The sequence below is a fragment of the Mariprofundus sp. EBB-1 genome (genome assembly GCF_003665155.1).
In the GTDB taxonomy this organism is placed as follows: Bacteria; Pseudomonadota; Zetaproteobacteria; order Mariprofundales; family Mariprofundaceae; genus Mariprofundus.
Window position 1 is genome coordinate 1 of the sequence record NZ_RCFQ01000035.1, and the last position, 22988, is coordinate 22988.

Below are 22988 nucleotides of genomic sequence, written 5' to 3' on the forward strand. Positions count from 1 at the left end.
GTTGATCACTACAAAAGATATACGAGGCATCTCCGCATCCGGTTCAGACACGTGAATTTGAATAGCATGCATCGAACTACTCTCAGCCCCCGTATCAATACGCGCCTCAAAGCTGATATCAGCTTCTTTGACGATGATCGTTTCGACAGCTCCAACAGTCTGTTTTGTTGCTTCGCCCGCATAAGCAGGCATAGCCATGCTGATCAATACCGGCAATAGAAAGGTGAGATAGCCTTCGGTTGTAGCGCGGTTTGCAACGCCAAAGCGCTTCATCATAATCGTTTCCACTGCTACAGAAATTCCAGATGCTTACTTCGATGAGATACCACGGATTGATCACCTCGAGCCCTGTGAAAAGAACTCCTGCATATCCTGATCATCACGAATGAACCCTGTTAATCGATCAGGTCATCCCAGTTGCGAAAGTTCGGAATATCCACATTGGTTCGGCTGAACTGCCCTTTTGAAACAGCTTCGGTATGGCACTTGTTACAATAGGAGAGTCCACGCACCTTTTTGTTGTCCTGAATCATGCGGCGCGGAATTTCCATATGTTTTTTCTTGATGTAGGGCGTTTCTGTTATCCGTAACGGCGTTACATTCTCGGGAATCGACTGGTTGATCTTGACAGAGCGTTTGTAGTGCCAGGTTTTATCAGCCCCATTCTCGGTCAGGAACTTCAGAATATAGAGGCGCTCTTTTTCTGCCAGCTCGGCATTTTCACCGAAATGATCTTCCAGCTGTTCCGGCCGCATCATCTTGGCCCAGGAACGGGAAGGCAGCAGCCCGGGCTGATAAGCAAAGTGGCATTCGCCACAGGAGCTCTCATATTTTTTATCCACCAATGGCTCAACACCACGGTGACGCGGAAAACCAAAGATATCATGCGCAAAAGCCCATGATGATTGTAAAAAAACCAGCAATAACAATGCAAATATCTTTTTCAGCACACCAACACTCCTTTACTGATTACGCAGGAAAGAGAGTAAATCACCCTTTTCCTGACCTGTGCATTCACGACCCACAGTCCACTTGCAGTTGCGCAGGAACCACTTCTCTATCTTGGCTTTATCACTGAAACGTGGCCCGTCATCCTCATCCACTTCCACAGGTTTGGCCTTTGGAGACATTGGATTAATCAACTTACCGGTACGCCAGTGTTTACCGGGCAGCGACAGATCTGTGCCGTGGCAGGTCTGACAGGAGCGTGATCTCGGCTCATCATCGCGCCTGATTTTAAATGCTTCACCACTGGGATTGCCATCAAGCCCCAGAGGCCCTTCGTGTTTGGCAATCCACATCTCTTTGCCATGCTCGGCCGAAAAACTACCCACGCCTTCGGCCTGATAACCGGCAAGCACCTCATCAATAACAGTGCCATCTCCAGCCTGTACGGCACTTGTACCCAACAACATTACGGCAAACAACATCATCTTATACATGATACTCATCCTTAAAATTCGATATAAAGGGCGCCAAGCATCATGGCTCCCCCGGCAATACCAGCAGCGGCATGAGAACCACTACCCATGCCATATTTTTTTGGTCCTTGGGATACAGCGTAAGCGTAGGCAGAGGTAGCCAGTACGCCAAGTATCATATGTGCTGTATCCGGGTCGAGCAGTGATGGCTCCAGATCATCCATATGCTGAATAAGTCCGGAAATTACCGCAGCACCACCAAGGGCTGCAGCGGTAAGGCCTGCATAGTGATGAAATCCTTTTTTGATGGGTTGACCAACCAGCGCCGGGTTTTCATTGTCAGGGGCTGTTACACCAGCCATTACAGCCGCCAGCATAGAGGCTGCACCGAGAAAACCATGCGCTTTATCACCATCCATAAACGGCTCTTCAAAAGGTTCTACTGTTTCCTCCGTGTTCCCGGAGTGCGCCGTAACTGTCCCGTTTTGAGTGATTTGAAGCGTACTGCTCAACTCGATTTGCTGATACATATTCAGCTTTTCCGGGTTAAAGTTTCCAGCTGATGACTGACTTGTCATACACAAAACTGCTGCAACCGTAGCTGCAGGGATCCATTTCCATCTCATATCAGTTCCTTTCTCTATTTGATATTTGGTTTCCATCTTTACTGCTTGTCACGTCCATACCACATGGCACGCACAAAGCTCTCCTTGTGCTGAATAGTAGCCACGATTACGCCTATCAAATGCATGGCAATCATCACCAAAAGCAATTCAGGAAGCAAGCGATGCACATGCTTAGCCAACAATCCCAGCTGATCACTGATCACAATATGAAGCGACCATAGCGGCCCCTCATATTCCCCCCACCCTTCATAGATCAATCCCGACACAACCAGCATGATCAGCACCCCCAGCTTGGCAAATACCATCATTGCGCCGGCCGGGTTATGGCTATTATAGTGTATTGGCTTATTGCGCAGAGCACTTGCAATATAGGCCAGCGTCTCACGCGGAGAATAGATAAATGTAATAAAACGAGCGTTGATACTGCCAATGAAGCCCCATATCAGGCGCGCAACAATCAAGACCAGTAGCACGTAACCGAACCAGCCATGCAACTCTTCCACGTCGAATTCACCGGAGAGGTAGGTCAGCAACACCGCAAGCACGAGGCTCCAGTGAAAAGTTCTGATAAACAGATCCCATTTCATAGATGTAGAATTTTTCATCATACCACCGCAAAAGAGTGAAGCTGTTCTAAAATCATCCAGCGATCATAGGCAGGATAACTTTTCAAAAAGAAGTTGCGAGCACCATGGGCGCAGTGCAAATTTTTACTGTTTTGAACTGTCATGTCAAAATATACGCAATTCTAATATGGCTGGTTTATACACACAGTCAGTTGTGAAATAAAATGTACAGCACTACTATTCTGACCCGATGCTGCACTCTACGACCATATACTACAGGCATTGCATGGCTTAATAATCTTTGTATTGATGGATATGAAATGAAACCACTCTCTCCGATCTGTAGCGTCACGACATCAACGCCCGTGCTCTCCTCACGCAATCTGACCCTGCACTTTGATCAAGGCCGCACCAAAGCCCTCAACGGTGTGGACATTGAGATTATTGAGGGTGAATTCGTGGCCGTCACAGGACCAAGCGGTTGTGGAAAATCGAGCCTGTTGAATCTGATCGGCACACTTGATCAGGCTAGTTCCGGAGAGCTGTTTTTCCGTCAACAGCCATATTCAAGTATGACTGACCTCTCTGAATTCCGGCGCGAACAGGTTGGCTTTGTTTTCCAATCCTTCCATCTGATCCCCACCCTCACCACGCTGGGCAATGTATTGTTGCCTACTGTTGGACGTGCGGGTGATCATAATGCAACCGCACGAGCCACTGCACTGCTGCAACAGATGGGACTGGAGTCGCGCCTTGATCATTTTCCCAGCCAACTTTCCGGTGGTGAGCGCCAGCGTGTCGCCATTGCACGCGCACTGATCAATGATCCGACTATCATTTTGGCCGATGAACCAACCGGAAGCCTCGACTCGGAGAATGCATCGCATGTACTTGATGTCATCGCCAACATGCGGCTACGCAAATCGTTAACCGTTGTCATGGTAACACATGATCCCAACGTTGCAGCCCGTGCTGATCGAGAGATTTGTATGCGTGATGGAAAAATAGTGACAGATAACGGAGTCAACCTATGAACCTGCTCCGGTTTGCTTTTGATAACCTGACTCGCCGTCCGGCGCGTACCACCTTAACACTTTCGGCCATCGCACTCGGCATTGCCGCCATTGTCGCACTCACTGCCATCGCCTGGGGCTTTGAGGCCAGCTGGCAAAAAGCCAATGATGCGCGTGGCACCGATCTTATTGTCACGAAGCTGGCCAGTGAAAACACCATGCCCTCTCCTTTCGTAGCTGAAAAGGTGCGCCCGGATCTGTTGAAACTGCCGCATGTGCAGGAGGTCGTCGGGCTGCTCAGTGAAATGCTGACCGTGAGTTATGATGCGCCTCCAATGTTTGTCTTTGGCTGGCAGTTCGACAGCTACCTTTGGGATCATTTGCAGCTTATTGACGGCCGCTGGCCGCAGAGTCCGGACGATGCCGTTATCGTGATCGGTACGCTGGCTGCCGAGCTGCTGCAAAAGAAAACCGGTGATACCATTGAAATTGAAGGCGTTGCACTACCTGTCGCAGGGATTTTCCAGAGCTCTGCACTGGTTGAAAACGGCGCTCTGATTTTACCTCTGCTACAGGTTCAACAACTCACCGATAAACCCGGCAAGGTCAATGTACTGAACCTGCAGCTGGATGCCTCCGCCACGACAACCGATGTGGCCCATATCAAAGCACAGGTGCGCGCCACTCTGCCCGGCTTTGTAGCCATTACTTCCGGCGAACTGGTCAGCCAGAATGCGGTGGTACGCATCTCCAAGGCCATGAGTAATGCAACTATTCTTATTGCCAGTCTTGTTGGTGCGCTGGTGGTATTTAACACCATGCTGATGAGTATCAGCGAACGCACCCGTGAAATTGGCGTATTGCTAGCACTGGGTTGGCATCCGCGCACCGTCATTAAACTGATTATCAGTGAATCTGCCATGCTGACGCTGGCCGGTGGAATCATCGGTATTTTGCTCGGCATTCTGCTCACCATAGGGCTGGAGCATATTGAGTTAATGCGCGGTAAAATCGATGGGCTGTTTTCACCCCCCTTCCTGCTTGCTGTGCTGGGGTTGTCTATCATCCTTGGCATTCTTGGTGGTCTCTACCCGGCGATCAAGGCCGCCCGCACACATCCCTCACAAGCGTTAAGACAAGAGTGATTTTCTTTCGTTTAGCCACTGCTCTACTCGTTCTGAGTTCGACGCCAGGTCAACTGCATGCGGCAGATGCCATGGATGCTTCGGTCATGATTGAAAAAGTAGTCAACATGCGTCTGTCCAATGGCTTCGAGGCGCGTATGCAGATTGAAGTAAGAAATGCCGACCATCGCATACTGCCGCCCTTCAAGCTCGCCGTGATTGGAGAGTCAAGCCTGAAGCAACAGCGGCTTCTGCTGCGCGGCATCGCACCGGCAAAACTACGCGATATAAAGCTCACCGTTGAAGCAACAACAGAAAAAGCACTGAAAGCATTACAATCTACTGCCAGTGGCACGACCACTGTTGACCCGTTTGTCCCGCTGTTTGATTCAGGTCTGGTGCCGTGGGACTTGATGGCGCCATGGTGGCGCTGGCCGGAGCAGCATACGATCGGTCATGATGCAGTTGACGACCATGCCTGCACGCTGATCCGTTCATTCACCAACACTCCTGCTGGAGCAGTCAGCGCAGTAATCAGCTGTATCGATACAGATACAGCTCTGGCATGGCGCACACAACTGTTTGATAAGCAGCACAAACTGCTGCGCACCATCACAGTCAAACGCGCCATGCGCACCTCAACCGGCAAGATGGCCGCCAAGAAATTATCGATTGAGCAACCCGGTATAAACAGCAGTAAAATCACGATCTACAGCGGTGATGAGCACTACCGGATTCTCCCTGATACATTTAGATTACCAAGTCATAACACGGTAACACCCCATGAATAAACGCATGCCCATATCGTTCAAGGTTGATGATGATTTGACCGGCAACTGGTGTAATGATGATGGCGTAACGACCAGCCAGATGGAAGCGATCAGTTTGATCACGCCGATTCTGGAAAATTTCTTTATGCGGACGGTTGCTGATGCACTGCCTCGTCCATACCAGAGCGATGAACTCTCTCAGCGTTGCCTCTCCTTTATCCGGGAGGAGGCAAATCATTCTCGCGTACACAGGGCCTTTAACAAACAACTGCTGAATCACATGGAACGATATCCGCCCGGTTATGCCATGATTGAATCGCTACTCAATTATATACGCAACAATTTTTCTCTCTCGTCGAAACTGTTGCTGGCTGCTGCCCTTGAACATTTCGCTGCCGTCATGTCACAGGTGTATATGCAGCGTGAACAGACTCTTGATATCAGCTCAGAGTATGCCCGTGAGATGTTTGCCATGCATGCCCGCGAAGAGCTTGGCCACTGCTCGGTTGTATTTGACCTCTGGTTCAGCCGCAAAGCAGGCGGCTGTTTGCGCCGGCTCATCGCGATACTCTCTATTCTTCTGGTTGGAGGCATCTACCTCTCAGTTGCACTGCCATGGATTCTTTATCGCAAGAACGGACGCAGCCTTTCCGCCACATTCAAGTCTCTGGGCCGCAGCATTCGCAACAACTGGCGCGATATCAAAACCTCTACTCCAGTCTCTGCTATTTTCGCGTTTGTTCGCCGCGACTACCATCCGGACAGCCTGCTTGAAGGCTAAATCAAGCTATGTATGTCGCAATGCCATACATGGCAATAAGCGTTAATAGTGCCATGCATGCATTCTTTAGTGATTGATCATGTGAGTGTTTTTGCTTCATCGCCATGGCAGTCTCCAATCTTATCGCTTTTCATAAGATGACCCAGGTTCCATGATTTAAAAAAAGATAATGTGTGTTGGATCACCACTTGGAGAGATATAGTTTCTCATCACTCTCCTATCAACACTTCAGGCCTACGCCGGTCGGAATTAACGCTCGCTCTGGCCTTCTATCATGAGCTGCTGAATCACGAAGCCTGCCAGCATGAATCCGAACAGGTTAGGCATATAGGAGATTGTACCGTTGACCGCACGCGGCAACGCATCCGGATTATTATCCAATTTTTGCTGAGGCAGTGGTTTGATAGGGTATTCACCGGAAAAAACCACGGGATAGTTTAGCGATGCCCCCGCACGCCTGAGCTTGCGCCGCAGATTAGTGGCCAGACCACAGTTATAGGTCTTATCCAGTGTGGTTATTTCTGCCTTTGTAACATCCAATCGCCCTCCAGCACCAAGGCTTGAAGCAACAGCAATATCCAAACGCTGACAGGTAGCAACCAGCACCGCTTTGCAGGCCACTGAATCGATACAGTCGAGCACATAATCAAATGCACCATCAGAGAGAAATGCCTCCATATTGATCGGAGACAGAAAATCGACATGAGCATTGAGCTGCAGCTTCGGATTAATATCCAGCAAACGCTCGGCCATGGCGGTGGATTTATCTTTGCCAATATTGGAATGGGTACAGACCAATTGGCGATTCATATTGGAGAGGCCAACCTTATCATGATCCACAATCGTAATGCGGCCAATGCCTGCCCGAACTAAGGCCTCACATACGGCTCCACCAACACCGCCAAGCCCTACAACCAGCAGATGCAGGTTTCCCAGATATGCTAATCCGGCCTCTCCAATAAGAATTTCTGTGCGTTCCTGAGCTTGACTCATAAATTGAATAACTCCCGCGCATTGGCATTGCAAATTGAAGCCACTGCATCTGTAGGTTTGCTCTGAATAGTGGCAACTGCGTGTAGCGTTTCAAGCAGAAAAGATGGTTCGTTGCGTTCTCCACGATGTGAGGCCGATGCTTGATCCGGCGCATCCGTCTCAAGCATCAGCATCTCAAGCGGCAGTGTCTCCACCACCTGTCGAAAGCGACTGTTTCTGGCATACGTCACCGCTGAGCCAATACCAAGGTAAAACCCCTGTTCAATCACAGCATCAGCCTGTTGGCTACTGCCGTAAAAACTATGTATCACACCTTTTGCTTCAGGAAAATCTTTCAATACGGCAACGACCAGATCGACGCTTTTTACGGCATGCACAATAAGCGGAAGATCAAACGCAATTGCCAATGTTACCTGGGCTCGAAACCAGAACAGTTGATCATCCATGCTCACACCTTTACGCATAGCATCCAGCCCGCACTCACCCACTGCTTTAGCATGTTGTAAATACTGTGATAACAGCGTTAAATCTTCCGGCTTGTGCTGCTCACAAAACCAGGGATGCAAACCATAAGCGGGATGAATATTGGCGTAGCTTTCCGCCAATGATTTCAGCCGTGGCCAATCGGAGGCTACAACCGCAGGCACAACAAACTGATCAATACCTAGCAAAAGCGCACGCTCAAGTACTGCATCACGATCTCTATCAAAACGCGCATCATCGAGATGACAATGGCTGTCTATCAACTGCATGTCGTTATCAAACCGATTCCAGACTGTTCATAGGCTAAAAGCTGCATCTATTTCTACAAAAAGTCTTTCCACAAACAACAGCACATAATCAAATCTATTTTCTCAGCGCAGCTATATTTATTGATCAGGAACTAAATTGAATAAAGCCCGGCAATATTCTTAATATGCACTCAGGCGGCAGCATGAAGTGCGATGCATTTCTGCAACAGAGAACACTGTCGGGACAGGTATGCATCAACCCCATGGATTATAGTTAAAAGCCTTTCGGTTACGCCGATGATTCAGGTAAGCACGCAATGCAGCAACAAGACCAAACCCTGCTAATAGAACCACTACTGATAAAAAGAAAATTCCTGCAATATCCATTGCAAGAATACTAACATCAACAAGCCATTTAGAAGACATATAATTAAAATGGATGTAAAACAGTGCATGATAGATAGCCTCATCTACTTGCTCTGATCTTTTTTGTGCCAACGTCGATAATCTGCGTAGGCTGCAGCACATCATGCCCACCACTTCAGAAAAGACCATCCTGCTAACGACCTTAAATGCGCGATATACCCATAGTGCAATCGGGCTGCGTTATATCTTTGCCAATATGGCTGACTTGCAGAAGAGCACTGCCATTCGTGAATTCACCATCAATGACAACATTCAGGATATAGCTGAACAACTGCTCAGTGAGCAACCGACAATTATCGGCATCGGCGTCTATATCTGGAATGCTCAACAGTGTGCCGAGTTGGTCGAGATTATTAAAAAAGTAGCCCCTGACACCACCGTGATACTTGGTGGCCCTGAAGTGAGCTATACACCGCTACGCATACATTATGATATGGCGGATTATATTGTGCAGGGTGAAGGCGACACGGCCTTTTATGATTTATGTAAAGCCATCCTGGGGGGCCTATCTCCTACCCAACGCCTCATTCAGGCCACCATGGCAGATCTCGAACAGATCATTCTGCCCTATGACTATTACAACGATGAAGATGTCGCCAACCGATATATCTATATCGAAGCATCCCGCGGTTGCCCCTTTCTGTGTGAGTTCTGCCTTTCATCGATCGATAAAAAAGTACGCAATATCGATACCGCTACACTGTTGATAGCCATGCAGAAGCTGTGGGATCGTGGCGTACGCAGTTTCAAATTTATTGACCGCACGTTTAATCTTAATGTGAAAATCGCATCGCAATTGCTCGATTTTTTCCTTGCCAAAGAGCCACCCTACTTTGTGCATTTTGAGGTAATCCCCGATCATTTTCCCGATGCTTTGAAAGCGCGCATCAAGCAATTTCCGGCAGCATCCCTGCAACTGGAAATTGGCATTCAGACCTTGAATATCGAGGTAGCTGATCGCATCCACCGTAATTTGAAAATGGACAAGATCACCGAGAATATCCGTTTTCTCGAAGAGGAAACATCAGCACACATGCATCTGGATCTGATTGTAGGACTACCGGGTGAGTCACTGGCCAGCTTTGGTGAGAATTTAAACAGACTCTCAGCCATGACCCATTCAGAGATACAGATTGGCATATTGAAGAAATTGTCCGGAACCAGCCTGCATCGACATGACAGTGATTTCGATATGGTTTATTCCGACAAACCACCCTACGATATTCTCAGAAACAACCAGCTTAGTTTCGAAGATATTCAGCAGATGAAACGTTTTTCTCGCTTTTGGAACTTATATTACAACAGTGGCAACTTTAAACAGAGCATTGCCCTGCTATGGCAGGATGGCGACGTATTCGAGCAATTTCATGCTTTTTCTGTCTGGGTTTATAGTGAAACGCAAAGCACCTGGAAAATTTCATTAGATAGGCTGGCAAAACTTCTATTCGATTATCTCACAACAATCTTAAGCTATGAAGAGCAAAGTACCGCTGAACTATTGATCCATGACATCATGAAACTCGGTGGTCGAAAGATGCCGAACTTCCTTAAACCGTTCGCACATGGAAATACCGAACTCCAACAGACCGGCGCTACCGGTCACAATAAACGTCAGATCAGGCATTTATAAATCAGGACGTTTTTCCATCAATTCAGGCCTTTAATCCGTTCACATACTGCTGAAACACAAACGGAACATTTGCCCAATGCTTCACATTGTCGGCTTGGCGATACTGTACCTGTTTTTACCTGCGTTCTTGGCTTCATACATTGCCGTATCCGCCTCTTTAACCAGATCATCCACATCTGAAGCCGGGCTAGGATAGGTAGCAATACCGATACTGGCCCCGACATGACAGCTATTGCCCTTAAATGTCACGGGTTGATTCAGAGCATGAATAATTTTATTTGCGATGACTGCAGCAACATCGATGTCATGCAGGTTGGTCAGCAATACGGTGAATTCATCACCACCAATTCTGGCAGCAACATCAGAATCTCTGATACATTGAAGTAGGCGTTTACCTACTTCTACCAGCAGATGATCACCCATATCATGACCCAAGGTATCATTCACCGATTTAAAACCATCAAGATCTATAAATAGTAGTGCCACCGAAGATTTTGTGCGTTGGGCCTGTGACAGAGATGATTCCATTCTTTCATAAAACAGCGTCCTGTTCGGCAACATTGTCAGTTGATCATAAAGAGCCAATTGAGCCATAGTTTCCTCGGCCTCTTTGCGCTCACTAATATCACGCAAAATACCAACAAAATGATCTTCTCCAGCCAATTTCATTTCATTAACATTCAACTCCAGTGGAAACACCTCTCCATTTTGACGCAACCCACTCACTTCACGATAACGGCCAAGCACATTTCCTTCACCGGTACGCATATAGTTATGTATATAACTATCATGCAAGCCCTTCTGAGGCTCTGGCATCAGCAAACTGATATTCTGCCCGATCAGTTCATCCTGTTGATAACCGAATATCTGTCCAATCGCAGGATTAACATTTTCAATTTTCCCTTTTGTATCGATAGTCACGATGCCCTCGCAAACATTATGAATAACAGCCTTTAATCGAGACTGATTCTCCCATAATTCTTCTTGAGTAGTTTGTAGCCGTGAAATAATCTGCCAGAACAGTTTGGCTTCCTTCCCGCCGATTACACCACCAGCACCAACCCTTCCAGCAGCAACATCAGAAAGATCATCATCATTGGTCATATTGAACACCATGCATTTTCCAACGCAATCCAGGGCAGTCTCAAGATCAGTGAATATCGGAATATCTCTGGCTTTAGCATGCTGAATCCCTACGGCATTTTCATTGGAATCCACTATGCCTGCGACATGAATTAGATGCTCATCAGCAAACACATCCAGAAAGGCAGCTCCGCCAGCACCTGCACCAACTATCAATACGCGATCGCCATGTTGATTGTCCATTAGCCCCCTCCTGGTCCAAGAAACAGCATCCAGCCTAGTACACTCCATCAAACGCGTGAGAGTTTCCATATCGATCATCTTGAATGATCAACATACTAGCAGGATCAGTGCCATTTTCCCCAGCGTTGAAAGCAGTGAGAGGTACTTAGCGCTTGTTGCTGCGTTTCAATGCTTGGTCTTTGCGCCACTGGTCGATTTTTTTATGATCCCCGGATAGCAGCACATCGGGTACGGATTTACCTTCAAATACAACCGGTCGGGTATAATGTGGCCAATCGAGAATGCCATCTTCGGTAAAGGAGTCGAGCACCGCGGATTCAGGACTACCAAGCACACCGGGCAGCAGACGAATGACGGCATCGAGCACACTCAGTGCGGCGGGCTCACCACCGGAGAGCACATAATCACCCAAAGATATCTCTTCATCAACATATTCACAGATACGTTCATCAAAACCTTCGTATCTACCGCATAAGAGCGTGATACCGGATTTCTTTGTATATTCCAGGGCCTTGGACTGGCTGAAACGCGTGCCGGAAGGTGTGAGCATCACAACATGGGTATCGGGATGATTCTTACGCGCGGCTCTGATCGCTTCAACGACAGGGCCGGGTTTCATCAGCATACCGGGGCCACCGCCATAGGGGCTATCATCCACTGTATGATGTTTATCTGTGGCAAAATCCCGAATTTGAATCATCTCGGCTGAGACCAAACCTGCTTCAATCGCACGTTTTGGAATGGAACAAGATAAGGGGGAATCGAAAAATTCGGGGAAAAGCGTTAGAATTTGGGTGTGAAACATACGTCCATTCCATCGGGCATATTGACAACAATAATCCCTTCATCGAGATCAACACCAACAATAATCTCTTCGGTAAACGGAATCAGCCATTCGCCTGCCACTTCTGCATCGTCCATTGTTTCAACAAGCAGATTATCCTGTGCGCCATACTCTTCCAGTGCGATCACCGTACCCAGAAGTGATTCATCAGCCTGACGAATCACGACACATTCTATCAAATCTTCCCACAGATATTCATCATCTTCGGTCTCCACCTGAGATGCAGAAATCCAGACTTTCAATCCTTTGAGGGTTTCTGCCTGATTACAGTCAGTCACACCATCAAGTTCTACCAGCATGCGTTTACCGTGCTGCCAGCAGCGTTTTACAGAATATTCCTTGGCGCTCTCGGCCGTTTTTCCAACTCTCCAACAAGAATACCCGGCAACCGCATTCGCGGGCCGGGTATGAGAGTAAACAATCAATGCTCCTTTGAGGCCATGTACCCCAACAAGATCACCAACTTGTAAAAATGAATTGTTAGACATCAGACAAAGCCAACTGGCTTCGACAGTGCAGAATTACTCTGCAGATGCCTTACGAATGATGCTAGCTACGCGATCAGATACTTTAGCACCTTTATCGGTCCATGCTTTAACAGCATCCAAATCCAATTTAATTACTTCTGGTTCAGTACAAGGATCGTAGTAACCCAGCTTTTCAATGAAAGCTCCATCACGACGCTTACGCTCGTCCATTACGACTACAGAATAAAAAGGGCGCTTTTTGCGTCCACCACGGCTCAAACGAATAATAGTTGCCATTAATATAAAACCTCCGAAAAACAGGCGCGCACTATAAGGGTGGAAGTTGTCAGGGGCAAGGGTCAAACCATAGTTTTTTTAACAAGGTCAATTCATGCAAAAACTGAAGCCATCAATTCAGCTATTTCTGTCATTTCTCATACTATTTCGAGCATTTATATTATCACATACAAATGCGTCATTACGCCATTAAAGAAACTGACCGCTCACCTGAAGCGCAAACACACAATATATGCATGAAATTTTATAAAGCGCTCAGTTATGATTGAACAAATTCCCTAGGCATTAAAGATTACAATATTGCCATCTCCGGCCTGGTTCTTGGCCTGCGTTAACGCAACATCGGCTTCACGCATTACCTTGTCCGAATCACTATCCCCTTCGCCAAGCAGCTTCACCCCGATACTCCCACTAACATTCAACTGTTTCCCATTAATATCAATAGGCTCATATACGCTCTTGATAAGCTGCTCTGCCAGGGCCATCACATCATTTTGAACTTGCTGGCCCACGCTACTTACACGGTTAACAATTATTACAAACTCATCTCCATTCAGGCGACCTGCAATATCTTCTGATGTTAGATGGGAGCGTAGTCGGCTGGCTGTTTCTACCAAGACTGCATCGCCAGCATCATGACCGAACCGTTCATTCACCGATTTAAGCCCGTGCAGGTCGAATAATATGAGTGCACCATTCACATCACCTTTAGCCGATGCGGCGATACTCTTATCAATGTTCGCATAAACAACATGTCTATTGGACAAATCAGTTAAAACATCTTTTAAAATCAAATTTTCCATTGCTTCAACGGTATTATCCCGGGCCCTGACATACGGTTCAATCACCCAGAGATAGATAAGCGGCGTGGTGATAATGGCCAACAATACAATATCAAGAACAGCTTCCACATATGGACTGAGATCAGCACTAAGATAGATAAACCCATCCATGATGGAGAACTCCACCACTGAAATAATTGTAACAATACGCAGAATCACCTGTCTACTGGTCAGAAATTCATTCATGTTGTTTGCACCTTATGAAACATAATTGGAAAACATTGATTATTTTACTAAAGAAAACAATACCATTATAGCATATAATTTTGAACATATCAGATCAAAAAAACCATCATTCTGATAACTGGCTCATCATTGCCTTCATTCGATACATTATCTTAACTCGACATCGTGAACCTGAATACCATTCAAACTCACCTCTTCCACCTTGGCATGCAAACGTGCGACCAAGCTGGACGGTTCTTTTTGCTGCCGCCATTCATAGACCGTCATAAACGCCATCACCTGTTGCACATAACGACGGGTTTCATTGAATGGAATGGCTTCCACCCACGCTTCAGGAGCATCAAAGGGAACACGTTCAAGCCATGTTGAAACACGATAAGGCCCGGCATTATAACCAGCCGCAGCCAATGCCAAATTACCAAACCGTTCCTTGATACCGGCCAGATAGCTTGAACCCAGACGAATATTGGTGGCAGGAGAGAATAACTTCAGCGCGCCTTTTCCCATCTTGAGTTTACGCGCTACCTGACGCGCCGTTGCTGGCATTAACTGCATCAGACCTTTGGCTCCTACATAGGATCGTGCATATGCATTAAAGGCTGATTCCTGACGAATAATACTCCAGATAGCAGCTTCACTCAGGCCTGTTGCATGAGCAGCCTGTTTCACCTGCTTGGCATACGTCATTGGAAAACGCTCAGTTAAAGCATCCATTTCTTTCGCCTTAAATGCCGCCCTGATCACCTGATCTTGCCAGCCCCAACGCGAAGCAAGTACCGTAGCGGCCTTCCAATGGATGGTATCAAAACCACGCAATGCAAAATGCCACTCACGAATCGCTTTATTCTGACTATTCAACGCTAACCATTCCGACGCTCTTTGAATGCCCGGTATTTGGTCGATTTCCGCAACCAGCGTATCGGCAACTACAATTTCAGGTGACGCAAGCTTAAACGGCAGTGCAAGTTTCTCTGCACTCAAAAAGTTATAATATCCACGCCCTTCTGCCAATGTTCGGAACTGCTGATCTGCATCTTTAAGATTTCCACTGGCAGCCATCGCCTGTGCCTTCCAATACATCCAACGATCCTGCTGCCGCTGTTCAATGGGCATATCCCCAATCACAGCGAGGGTTTGCGGCCAATCCTGAACGATAATGGCCAGTCTTACCTGCCAACCACGTGTATCCTCATTATGGAATGATGATGGTAACGCTGCCAACCATTTAGAAGCTATCTGTTGATGCCGCCGAGCGGCCCTTAATGCCACGGAGCGTTCAAGCGTTGAGAAAAAGTCAGGTGCAATCTGCTTTTGAGAAGATTTCAACCCTTGTAATTCAGACCATGCTTTGGCCGGGTCTTGTCTGGATAAACGTTTGATACCATCACTGATGATAGCGGAAGCAGGTCTGACAGACTCCACAGAGGAAAGCGACTCAGGCCATGCTTGCAATGCTTTTTCAGGGTTTTTCTGTATGGATCGCCAATATTTCAACCATTGTCTCTGTTGTTTAGAAAGCGACTGGCTCAGTGCCGCCGTCTTCTGCCAGTGCCCCTTGCTGGCAAAGCTTATAATACGGGACCATCGTTCCATATCATTGGGATGGCCTTGTTTCACCCATGCTGTGTAAATCGGATTGATAAGCGCCGTGATCGGCTTCCCCTGTTGCCAGCGACTTGAAAACTTTTCCATCACAGTCTGGGCGAAAATCACTTTTTGTTGGGATGAGATGTCGGCATATTGCGATGCGCGCCACAGCGCCATCATGGCAATTTCCGGAAACTTAGAGGCCAATGCAGGTGATGCTTCAATAAGGCGATGCGCACCCGCCCAATTGCCTTTTTTTGCCATATATTTAAGCCAATCATTACGCAAGTCGATGCTTTCAGGCACAGCTGCATACGCAATAAGCGTATCTGCAACCAGATGCTCATCACCTTTTCTCAACAACTTTCCGGCATACCAAATATCCAGATATGGCGTAAGTGCATAATCACCCAGCTTATCTTTCAATACATGAAAATGTTTGATTTGATCACTGTTCAGAGCACTGCGCGCCTGTTTAAACCAATCACGCTGTTGTTCAATGCTTGCTGCCTGTAGTGCAGGAACCCAAAGCAATAACAAGGCAATAGTGATGAATAAAACTCGCATGAACGACCCCAATTGAGAATCTGATGTCTCTGCATCAAGTGTAGCTGGAAGTTTACCCTTTACCACTGTTCATATGACCGGGATTACAGCATTGAATTAAGGAAACGTGACTTCCTGCGCCAGTCAAAAACACTCACCACATCCATCTGACTCACCTTCGATTTCTTTCAGTCATGCCAATCACTCCTGTGAAATGATCAGGATATCAATATAAAAGCGTGATTCTTACCTTGCTTACAAGTAAGCGTAGCTTTAACCGATTGGCCCATGAAAACAGAATTCGTCAACCACCTTGCCGCCTTTAAAGTGCTCTTCAACAATCCGGTCAATAGCTGCTTGATCAAGATGGCAGTACCAAACGCCCTCAGGATACACAACCATGATAGGGCCTTCAGTACAAACCCCCAGACAACCGGCACGATTCACACGCACAGCATTGGGATCACCGACAATCAGCCCCTCTTCAACGACTTTCTTTTTCAAATAATTGAGCAGTGGTAAATTTTCACCACAGCTTTTTCCACAACACATAATGGCATGCGTCTTATAAGGCATCATTATTGGTTTAGGCATCACTAATCTCTCCAACTAATTCGTCTATTTACTACATCGCCAATCACTACAATGGATGGCGATTGTGCGCTCACCTGTCCGCTGGCCGCCTCCGATAAGGTGGCTATGATGGTATTTTCATCAACTGTTGTAGCTGCGTGAATAATGGCCAGTGGCGTCTGATCTGCAAGACCCGTTTCAAGCAAGCAGCGAGCGATGTTCGTTAAATTTCTCGCCCCCATATAAAAAACCAGTACAGGAAACGCTTCAACCAGAGCCTGCCAATCCATCCGGCTCTTTTCACTGGCCTCATGACCAGTCAAGAAAGCCAACGTGGCATTGACAGAACGATCCGTAACCGGAATACCCGCCATCGCCGGAGCGGCTACGCCTGATGTAATACCCGGAATGATTCTGAATCGAATGCCTGCAGCAGCAAGGGCATGTATCTCTTCACCACCACGCCCGAACACAAAGGGATCTCCACCTTTCAAACGCACTACCCGCTTACCCTCAGACGCCAGCTCAATCAACCGTTCGCAAATATCATGCTGACTGGCAGAAGGCCTGCCACCGCGTTTACCCGCAAGCATTAATTCAGTGCCAACAGCAGCCATATTCAGCACATCATCGGAAACCAGTGCATCATAGACAATGGCATCGCAATCACCGATCAGCTTCGCTGCCGCCAGCGTCAATAACGATGCATCACCCGGGCCAGCACCAACCAGAGCCACTTCGGCCACCAATAAAGGGTCATCCAGTTTCATGATTTATCCTCAACAGCCTTTGCTTTAAAACAGTCTGCGATCAGCTGGGAAAATGCTTCATGTTCACTCAATACAGCCCCCTGACTGATCTCAATATCGACATCATTCATCATGCTCTGAAGTCTGACAAGGCTGGAACCTTTAAACAGCAGTAGCGGTTGTACGGATATCTGTTTCAACGCTTCGGCCTGCCAATGTTGTAACAGAGACGGGACAGATGGCTCAGAATGCAGTGAGGCCAGCGCATGTTTGGAGCAGACTTTCATTTTTTCATACAGCGCCGTAGCCAGCTTTTCAAAACCACCAAACCGATACAATACAAACAGTGCATTGATGCGGCGTGTATCGCGGGTAATCAGATCTATCGCCATTTGTGCAATCACATCGCTCTGTTCAGTCAGTGCAGGCAACAACTCGCAATCCACCGAAGCTGCAATCAAAGACGGAATATCTTCGCGCACATGCTTCCCCTCACCCAGAAACAGCGGCAACACACGCGCTCCTTCCGGCAACAGTTGATCATTCAGATAGGCGACCCCTACTTCTTCACCCAGTAGCTCAGATACTTCTGCCGCTAATGCCTCCACCTGCTCAGTATGACTCGCATTTGATGATCCATGTGCCAGTAGCACTTTCTTCATATTAACTTTGCTCCATAAAACTTTCTTATTTCGTTTGTTAGATCGCAACTATTACTGCAGATAGTCTCAAAACAATAATGGCGTCGATTTATCCTTAATTATTGAGATTAATCAAGTTGATGATCACTTTGACGATGGTCTCTTTTTCAGCAGGTCTGCTCTCTGCAATCAGCAGAGTAAGTGCCACCAGTGCATTGTCGGCAATACGTTTACCTCCATCTTGGCGGTAAAGAGCGCCATGACCAGCCATAAAGCAAAGGAATATGGCTGCCGCGATGCGTTTATTTCCATCGCTGAATGCGTGATTCTTAACAACAAAATAAAGCAGGTGGGCGGCTTTTTCCTCGACGCTTGGATAAACTTCCTTGCCATCGAAGGTCTGGTAAATTGAACCTAATGCGCTTTTAAAGCCTTGATCCTTTTCCAGTCCAAACAGGCCATCAAATTCCCCCTTCATGGAACTTACAATCTGAATGGCCTGATCATAATCGAGTAAAAAGTCAGTGTTTGTTCCAGAAGTGCTTTCAATCTCCAGGGATTCATGATCAAAGCGATCCAGAGTGGTCAACGCATAGGCATAATCGGCGATGACCTTAAGGAGTCCCTTTGCTTCATCCTCACCAACTGCCTGATGCGACAGTGTCTGCTCCAACAATGACACCGTATTCCGCAGGTCACTCAGCTTCTGATTCTGCTCTTGCAACTTCTTTTCGTTCAGCGCGTAACCGCGGGCAAGGTATTCTTTTAGTACCCGGCTTGCCCACTGGCGAAAACGGGTGGCATTCACCGAATTAACGCGATATCCCACCGATATTACTGCATCAAGGTTATAAAATTGTGTCTTGTACGTTTTCCCATCGGCGGCAGTACGTTCCAAAATGGAACATACTGATTGTCTGTCCAACTCGTCCGATTTGAAAATGTTCGACAGATGTTTGGTGATCGCAGGTCGCTTGGTACTAAACAGTTCAGCAATTTGTGCCTGACTGAGCCACAAGTTATCAGCCACCAGCCGTACCTCGGTTACAGCTGAACCATCTTCAGTCTGATAAATAAGGATTTCGCCTTCGTTATTACCATTCATACGTGTGTTTTCTCCGATACCATTGCCAACCTAGCAGCTTGTAAAATCAGATCAAAACTCAATACCCTGCGTAGCTAGAATATCGTTCTGAAAGGCGTGTTTGACCATAGTCATTTCGGTTACCGTATCTGCAATCTCAACCACTTCGGGTGCTGCATTGCGCCCTGTTAAGATCATATGCATCCAGTCAGGTTTCTCATCCCGGATGAATGCGGCAATCTCTTCACCCGATATCCAACCGTAACCGGTGCAATAGTTGATCTCATCAAAGACCACCATATCAAATTCATGCGAACGTACTTTTTCCTTACAGAGATCCCAAATCTCGCGACTGGTTTTGATATCCTGCTCCGGATTTTTGGTATCCCATGTAAATCCATCTCCGAGCGCGTGCCATTCGATATTATCAAACTGTTTAGCTGCCCGTTCTTCGCCCGTTTTCCATTTACCTTTGATAAACTGGATCACACACACCTTCATGCCCCAACCAGCAGCCCTGAAAGCCACACCAAAAGCAGATGATGATTTACCTTTGCCTTCGCCGGTATGCACAAGCACTATACCTCGTCGTTTATCGCGTGCTTTCATAACATCACTCTCCATAATCGGGAACCAGCAGATTCCCCTGTTTTATCACTGGCACATCAAAGAGCTGAGATAAGCGCACATTGTTAAATAACAGGCTCGCTTCACCATATTCAGCGCCACCTTTACCATCGATAAGAATCAGATGATCCGCAACGGCCATTGCTTGTTGAATATCGTGCAGAACAGTAATAATGGCACGCCCTTGAGCACGCTCTGTTTTCATCATATTAATGCACTGGATCTGATGCTTGAGATCGAGATGCGCTGTCGGTTCATCCAGCAACCAGATCGGAGCATCACGCAACATCAGTGCTGCAAGTTCAGTGCGCTGGCGTTCACCACTGGAGAGCTCACCCAAGGGGCGCTGCAACAACGTTTGAATATCCATGGATTGAACCACGCTTTCCATTGCCCCGCATCCATCGCTCAGCGCAAGATTCAAACGCTGCTGCACCGTCAGACCGAATTCGGTTGGGGGCAATTCACCCTGCCAAGCCACCTGTTTTGAAAGTTCATAGCGACTATAATGGTGCAGATTTTTGCCTAACACGCTTGTCTCACCACTGGATGGAATCAGCCCGGCCAACGCCAATAAGAGGCTCGATTTTCCAGCCCCATTTGGGCCAAGAATCACCACCACTTCACCCGCATGAAATGCACAGCTAAGCCCAGATAGCAGGCAACGACTGGCACGCTCTACCCCCAGATTGGAAAGTGAGAGTAAACCTTCCATCAGCTACGCCTCAACAATAGAAATAGGAACACCGGCACTCCGATCATGGCGGTCAGCACACCGACCGGCAGCTCAGATGGCGCAAGCACCGTTCGCGCCGCCGTATCAGCCAACATCAACAACAGACCACCACCAATGGCTGATGCAGGTAAAACAGCACGATGCAGTGAACCAAACAACATACGCATCAAATGTGGAATCACTAAACCGACAAATCCGATGGTGCCCGCTGCTGTGACGGCAATCGCCGTCACGGCAGAAGCCAGTAATAACAACCTCTGACGCAAAGGTTTCACATCCACGCCTAATGCCTCGGCATGGCGCTCCCCCAGCAGTAATGCATCAAGCGATCGGGACAGCACTAAGCCACAGCCTAAAGCCACGATCCAAGCCAAGCTAAGCAAGGCAATCGGAATATCGGAATGTGATAAATCGCCCATCATCCATGCAAATGCGAGTCCAAGACTGTTTTTTGGTAAAAGTGCGAGTAACAATGCCAGCAGCGCCGACCAAAATGCCGCCAATACCACGCCTGCCAGCAGCATGCGACCTGCCCCCAGATGTGAAAAAGCCATTACAATACTGATGCCAATCCATGCTCCGACAAATGCACCAGCCGACATCATCCAGGCCGATTCCGGCATAATGATCAAACCGGCCACCGCCCCGACAGAGGCAGACCCAGCCACACCCAACACATAAGGCTCGGCTAACGGATTGCCCAATAAGACCTGAAACCATGCCCCTGCCAAAGCCAGCATGCCCCCCACGGCAAAGGCGATCAACAGGCGCGGCAATCTCAATTGCCATAAAATAAAGCCATCCTGTCCACTAGCATGAAAGGGGTTAATCCATTGCTGGCCTGCACCCAGACTTAAAAAAAACACCAATAGCAGTGCTAACAGGATACAACACCATTTTATCCGGTCATTCATTGTGCTGCCTTTGAAATCATCGCATCCAATTGTTTCTGCAAGCTTGTAATACCAGCCACAACGCGCGGGCTGGGACGGCTGATCAAATCGGGATTTACAACGATCACGCGAACATCCGGTAACCATTTCTGCCAAAATAGACGACGGTCTTCGATATTACCGCTTTGCGATGGAATGATAATAATTTCAGGGTCTGCACGCACAACAGACTCAACATTTACACGCATACTTTCAACATCCTGATCAGCAAATACATTATCACCACCGGCTGCGGCCAATACCTGGGTGATAAAGCTGCGCCCCGCCTCGGTCATCAAAGGATCACTCCAAACTTCAAAAAACACACGCTGGCGTTTGCGAATCCGGCTGCGTGTGTACTGCAAAGAGGTACGCATGTGTTCAACAAGCAGATCTGCCTGCTGCGCATGGCCGGTTAATGCCCCCAAGCGCAACAAATCTGAAAAAATATCATCCAATGATTGAGGATGCGTAAGTACAATGCGCACACCCGCTTGATTGAAATCCTGTAATCCATTCAAGCCTGCATTCGATGTGATGATCATACTCGGCTTGAGACGTATCGCGGCTTCGCTGAACAGACGCGAATAATTGGCAATCACCGGTTTTTCTTTCAAGCTGGCCGGATAATTACAATATTGTGAGACCCCAACCACTTCATCGCCAGCGCCAATGGCAGAGAGCATTTCACAAGCGTGCGGCGACAAGGCTAAAATACGTTCTTGAGCCAACGCCAATGATGCTGATCCTATCAACAGCAGCGCAAACAAGGCTTTCAATACAAACCTCATAAACGCTGAAACTGCAAACGAAAACGGTATTGTCCATCTTCAACCGGAAAGGGTTGCGCCCTGTTTACCGTTTCCAGAGCGGCATGATCCAGCAAGGCATAGCCAGATCCGTGCAAGATACTGACCTTATTAGCAGCTCCTTTATTCGATAAAGTGAACGCCACTTCAACTTGTCCTTCAATACCCCTGCGCCGGGCGCTGGATGGATAATATTTGAATTTCTCCAAATGTGTACGCACCTGCAAACGCATTCTATCCTGATCAAGTTGCACGCTTTGAAGTGAAAGGTGAGATGGTTGAGATGGAAGCGTATCAGACGTAACGGCTTGACTGGACTTGATCGGTGCTGTTTTTAAACTTGCCAGCGAATCACGTTGCAAGCTCATCGCTTTTGCAATTGGAGTAGAAGCACGTGCTGAAGACATTACCGCTAACTGTTTCTGTATTTTATCGGGCACCTTTTTTGCAATCATGATCGTTCGTTTTTCAATGGTCTGATGTGTTTCCGCAGGCGCTTGTTGAGCTATAACCGTGCGCAGTTTGCTCTCATGTACGGGCTCTGCTTTTCTCGTCATTGGCTCAAGCAATGGCTCTGTAATCTGAATATTATTTTGACCAATAAACTCAATCGTTACATCAGTTGCTTGCATTGATGTTGGTACAGCCACACTGGCTTGCA

General features: G+C 47.5%; 27 protein-coding genes and 1 pseudogene. 5 read left to right on the plus strand and 23 right to left on the minus strand.

The annotated features are described in order from the left end of the window. From D8Y20_RS11835 to D8Y20_RS11855, 5 genes and pseudogenes are all read right to left on the minus strand, one after another. Nucleotides 1–276: pseudogene (locus D8Y20_RS11835) on the minus strand (RimK/LysX family protein); the annotation flags it as partial. 119 nt (nt 277–395) lie between these two features. Then, nucleotides 396–950: a diheme cytochrome c gene (locus D8Y20_RS11840; RefSeq protein WP_201265641.1), complete on the minus strand. Its 555-nt coding sequence runs from the start codon at nt 948–950 to the stop codon at nt 396–398. A 12-nt stretch (nt 951–962) separates the two neighbouring features. Then, a complete protein-coding gene (locus tag D8Y20_RS11845; RefSeq protein ID WP_121543921.1) occupies nt 963–1442 on the minus strand; it encodes a DUF1924 domain-containing protein in 480 nt (159 codons plus the stop codon). 11 nt (nt 1443–1453) lie between these two features. Continuing rightward, on the minus strand, nt 1454–2047 hold the full coding sequence (locus D8Y20_RS11850) for a hypothetical protein (RefSeq protein ID WP_147434078.1): 594 nt from the start codon (nt 2045–2047) through the stop codon (nt 1454–1456). Nucleotides 2048–2085: 38 nt separating this feature from the next. Beyond that, nucleotides 2086–2652, minus strand: a complete 567-nt coding sequence (locus tag D8Y20_RS11855; protein WP_161957634.1) for a cytochrome b/b6 domain-containing protein — start codon at nt 2650–2652, stop codon at nt 2086–2088. 281 nt (nt 2653–2933) lie between these two features. Between D8Y20_RS11855 and D8Y20_RS11860 the strand changes: the two genes are divergently transcribed. Genes D8Y20_RS11860 through D8Y20_RS11875 form a run of 4 tightly spaced genes read left to right on the plus strand, consistent with a single transcriptional unit; the run spans nt 2934 to nt 6301 of the window. Next, nucleotides 2934–3647: an ABC transporter ATP-binding protein gene (locus D8Y20_RS11860; protein WP_121543924.1), complete on the plus strand. Its 714-nt coding sequence runs from the start codon at nt 2934–2936 to the stop codon at nt 3645–3647. Then, on the plus strand, nt 3644–4771 hold the full coding sequence (locus D8Y20_RS11865; protein ID WP_121543925.1) for an ABC transporter permease: 1128 nt from the start codon (nt 3644–3646) through the stop codon (nt 4769–4771). Before D8Y20_RS11860 ends, D8Y20_RS11865 begins: the two co-directional genes overlap by 4 nt. Further along, on the plus strand, nt 4768–5541 hold the full coding sequence (locus tag D8Y20_RS11870; RefSeq protein WP_147434079.1) for a hypothetical protein: 774 nt from the start codon (nt 4768–4770) through the stop codon (nt 5539–5541). The genes D8Y20_RS11865 and D8Y20_RS11870 overlap by 4 nt, the downstream gene beginning before the upstream one ends. After that, the gene (locus D8Y20_RS11875; RefSeq protein WP_121543927.1) at nt 5534–6301 is read left to right on the plus strand and encodes a metal-dependent hydrolase; all 768 of its coding nucleotides are present in this window, start codon (nt 5534–5536) and stop codon (nt 6299–6301) included. Before D8Y20_RS11870 ends, D8Y20_RS11875 begins: the two co-directional genes overlap by 8 nt. A 249-nt stretch (nt 6302–6550) precedes the next feature. Here the strand turns inward: D8Y20_RS11875 and D8Y20_RS11880 are convergent, their stop codons facing one another. The 3 genes from D8Y20_RS11880 to D8Y20_RS11890 all read right to left on the minus strand — a co-directional run bounded on the left by D8Y20_RS11880 (nt 6551) and on the right by D8Y20_RS11890 (nt 8523). Continuing rightward, on the minus strand, nt 6551–7294 hold the full coding sequence (locus D8Y20_RS11880) for a ThiF family adenylyltransferase (protein WP_121543928.1): 744 nt from the start codon (nt 7292–7294) through the stop codon (nt 6551–6553). Continuing rightward, complete coding sequence (locus tag D8Y20_RS11885; RefSeq protein WP_121543929.1) at nt 7291–8046, minus strand: TatD family hydrolase; 756 nt, start codon at nt 8044–8046, stop codon at nt 7291–7293. The genes D8Y20_RS11880 and D8Y20_RS11885 overlap by 4 nt, the downstream gene beginning before the upstream one ends. A gap of 234 nt (nt 8047–8280) precedes the next feature. Next, nucleotides 8281–8523: a hypothetical protein gene (locus D8Y20_RS11890; protein WP_147434080.1), complete on the minus strand. Its 243-nt coding sequence runs from the start codon at nt 8521–8523 to the stop codon at nt 8281–8283. Between the two features lie 31 nt (nt 8524–8554). Between D8Y20_RS11890 and D8Y20_RS11895 the strand changes: the two genes are divergently transcribed. Further along, nucleotides 8555–10081, plus strand: coding sequence for a B12-binding domain-containing radical SAM protein (locus D8Y20_RS11895; RefSeq protein WP_121543931.1), 1527 nt, complete (start codon nt 8555–8557; stop codon nt 10079–10081). A gap of 81 nt (nt 10082–10162) precedes the next feature. On the opposite strand, the gene D8Y20_RS11900 is transcribed toward D8Y20_RS11895, so the two are convergent. The 15 genes from D8Y20_RS11900 to D8Y20_RS14060 form a co-directional block, all read right to left on the minus strand. Then, nucleotides 10163–11407 carry a diguanylate cyclase domain-containing protein gene (locus D8Y20_RS11900; RefSeq protein ID WP_161957635.1) on the minus strand — a complete coding sequence of 415 codons (1245 nt, stop codon included), beginning with the start codon at nt 11405–11407 and terminating at the stop codon, nt 10163–10165. A gap of 145 nt (nt 11408–11552) precedes the next feature. Beyond that, nucleotides 11553–12212, minus strand: a complete 660-nt coding sequence (trmD, locus tag D8Y20_RS11905; RefSeq protein ID WP_121543933.1) for a tRNA (guanosine(37)-N1)-methyltransferase TrmD — start codon at nt 12210–12212, stop codon at nt 11553–11555. Further along, nucleotides 12191–12739: a ribosome maturation factor RimM gene (rimM, locus tag D8Y20_RS11910; RefSeq protein WP_121543934.1), complete on the minus strand. Its 549-nt coding sequence runs from the start codon at nt 12737–12739 to the stop codon at nt 12191–12193. Before rimM ends, trmD begins: the two co-directional genes overlap by 22 nt. Before the next feature lie 33 nt (nt 12740–12772). Continuing rightward, nucleotides 12773–13015, minus strand: coding sequence for a 30S ribosomal protein S16 (rpsP, locus tag D8Y20_RS11915; protein WP_121543935.1), 243 nt, complete (start codon nt 13013–13015; stop codon nt 12773–12775). Nucleotides 13016–13293: 278 nt separating this feature from the next. Next, nucleotides 13294–14043 carry a GGDEF domain-containing protein gene (locus D8Y20_RS11920; protein ID WP_121543936.1) on the minus strand — a complete coding sequence of 250 codons (750 nt, stop codon included), beginning with the start codon at nt 14041–14043 and terminating at the stop codon, nt 13294–13296. A gap of 147 nt (nt 14044–14190) precedes the next feature. Then, nucleotides 14191–16197: a lytic transglycosylase domain-containing protein gene (locus D8Y20_RS11925; RefSeq protein WP_121543937.1), complete on the minus strand. Its 2007-nt coding sequence runs from the start codon at nt 16195–16197 to the stop codon at nt 14191–14193. Nucleotides 16198–16449: 252 nt separating this feature from the next. Then, entirely contained in the window at nt 16450–16770 is a 321-nt protein-coding gene (locus D8Y20_RS11930) for a ferredoxin (protein ID WP_121543938.1), read from the minus strand. Nucleotides 16771–16772: 2 nt separating this feature from the next. Further along, on the minus strand, nt 16773–17519 hold the full coding sequence (gene cobA, locus D8Y20_RS11935; protein ID WP_121543939.1) for a uroporphyrinogen-III C-methyltransferase: 747 nt from the start codon (nt 17517–17519) through the stop codon (nt 16773–16775). Further along, nucleotides 17516–18160: a sirohydrochlorin chelatase gene (locus D8Y20_RS11940; protein ID WP_121543940.1), complete on the minus strand. Its 645-nt coding sequence runs from the start codon at nt 18158–18160 to the stop codon at nt 17516–17518. The genes cobA and D8Y20_RS11940 overlap by 4 nt, the downstream gene beginning before the upstream one ends. A 94-nt stretch (nt 18161–18254) precedes the next feature. Next, the gene (gene rhuM / locus D8Y20_RS11945; protein ID WP_121543941.1) at nt 18255–19244 is read right to left on the minus strand and encodes a virulence protein RhuM/Fic/DOC family protein; all 990 of its coding nucleotides are present in this window, start codon (nt 19242–19244) and stop codon (nt 18255–18257) included. Between the two features lie 51 nt (nt 19245–19295). Further along, nucleotides 19296–19832, minus strand: a complete 537-nt coding sequence (cobO, locus tag D8Y20_RS11950) for a cob(I)yrinic acid a,c-diamide adenosyltransferase (RefSeq protein ID WP_121543942.1) — start codon at nt 19830–19832, stop codon at nt 19296–19298. A 4-nt stretch (nt 19833–19836) separates the two neighbouring features. Beyond that, nucleotides 19837–20565 (minus strand): ABC transporter ATP-binding protein, encoded by a 729-nt coding sequence (locus D8Y20_RS11955; protein ID WP_121543943.1) that lies wholly within the window; start codon nt 20563–20565, stop codon nt 19837–19839. Further along, on the minus strand, nt 20565–21500 hold the full coding sequence (locus tag D8Y20_RS11960; protein ID WP_121543944.1) for an iron ABC transporter permease: 936 nt from the start codon (nt 21498–21500) through the stop codon (nt 20565–20567). Before D8Y20_RS11960 ends, D8Y20_RS11955 begins: the two co-directional genes overlap by 1 nt. After that, nucleotides 21497–22309 carry a helical backbone metal receptor gene (locus D8Y20_RS11965; RefSeq protein WP_121543945.1) on the minus strand — a complete coding sequence of 271 codons (813 nt, stop codon included), beginning with the start codon at nt 22307–22309 and terminating at the stop codon, nt 21497–21499. Before D8Y20_RS11965 ends, D8Y20_RS11960 begins: the two co-directional genes overlap by 4 nt. After that, nucleotides 22306–22695, minus strand: coding sequence for an energy transducer TonB (locus D8Y20_RS14060; RefSeq protein WP_370050752.1), 390 nt, complete (start codon nt 22693–22695; stop codon nt 22306–22308). Before D8Y20_RS14060 ends, D8Y20_RS11965 begins: the two co-directional genes overlap by 4 nt. Nucleotides 22696–22988 lie beyond the last annotated feature (293 nt).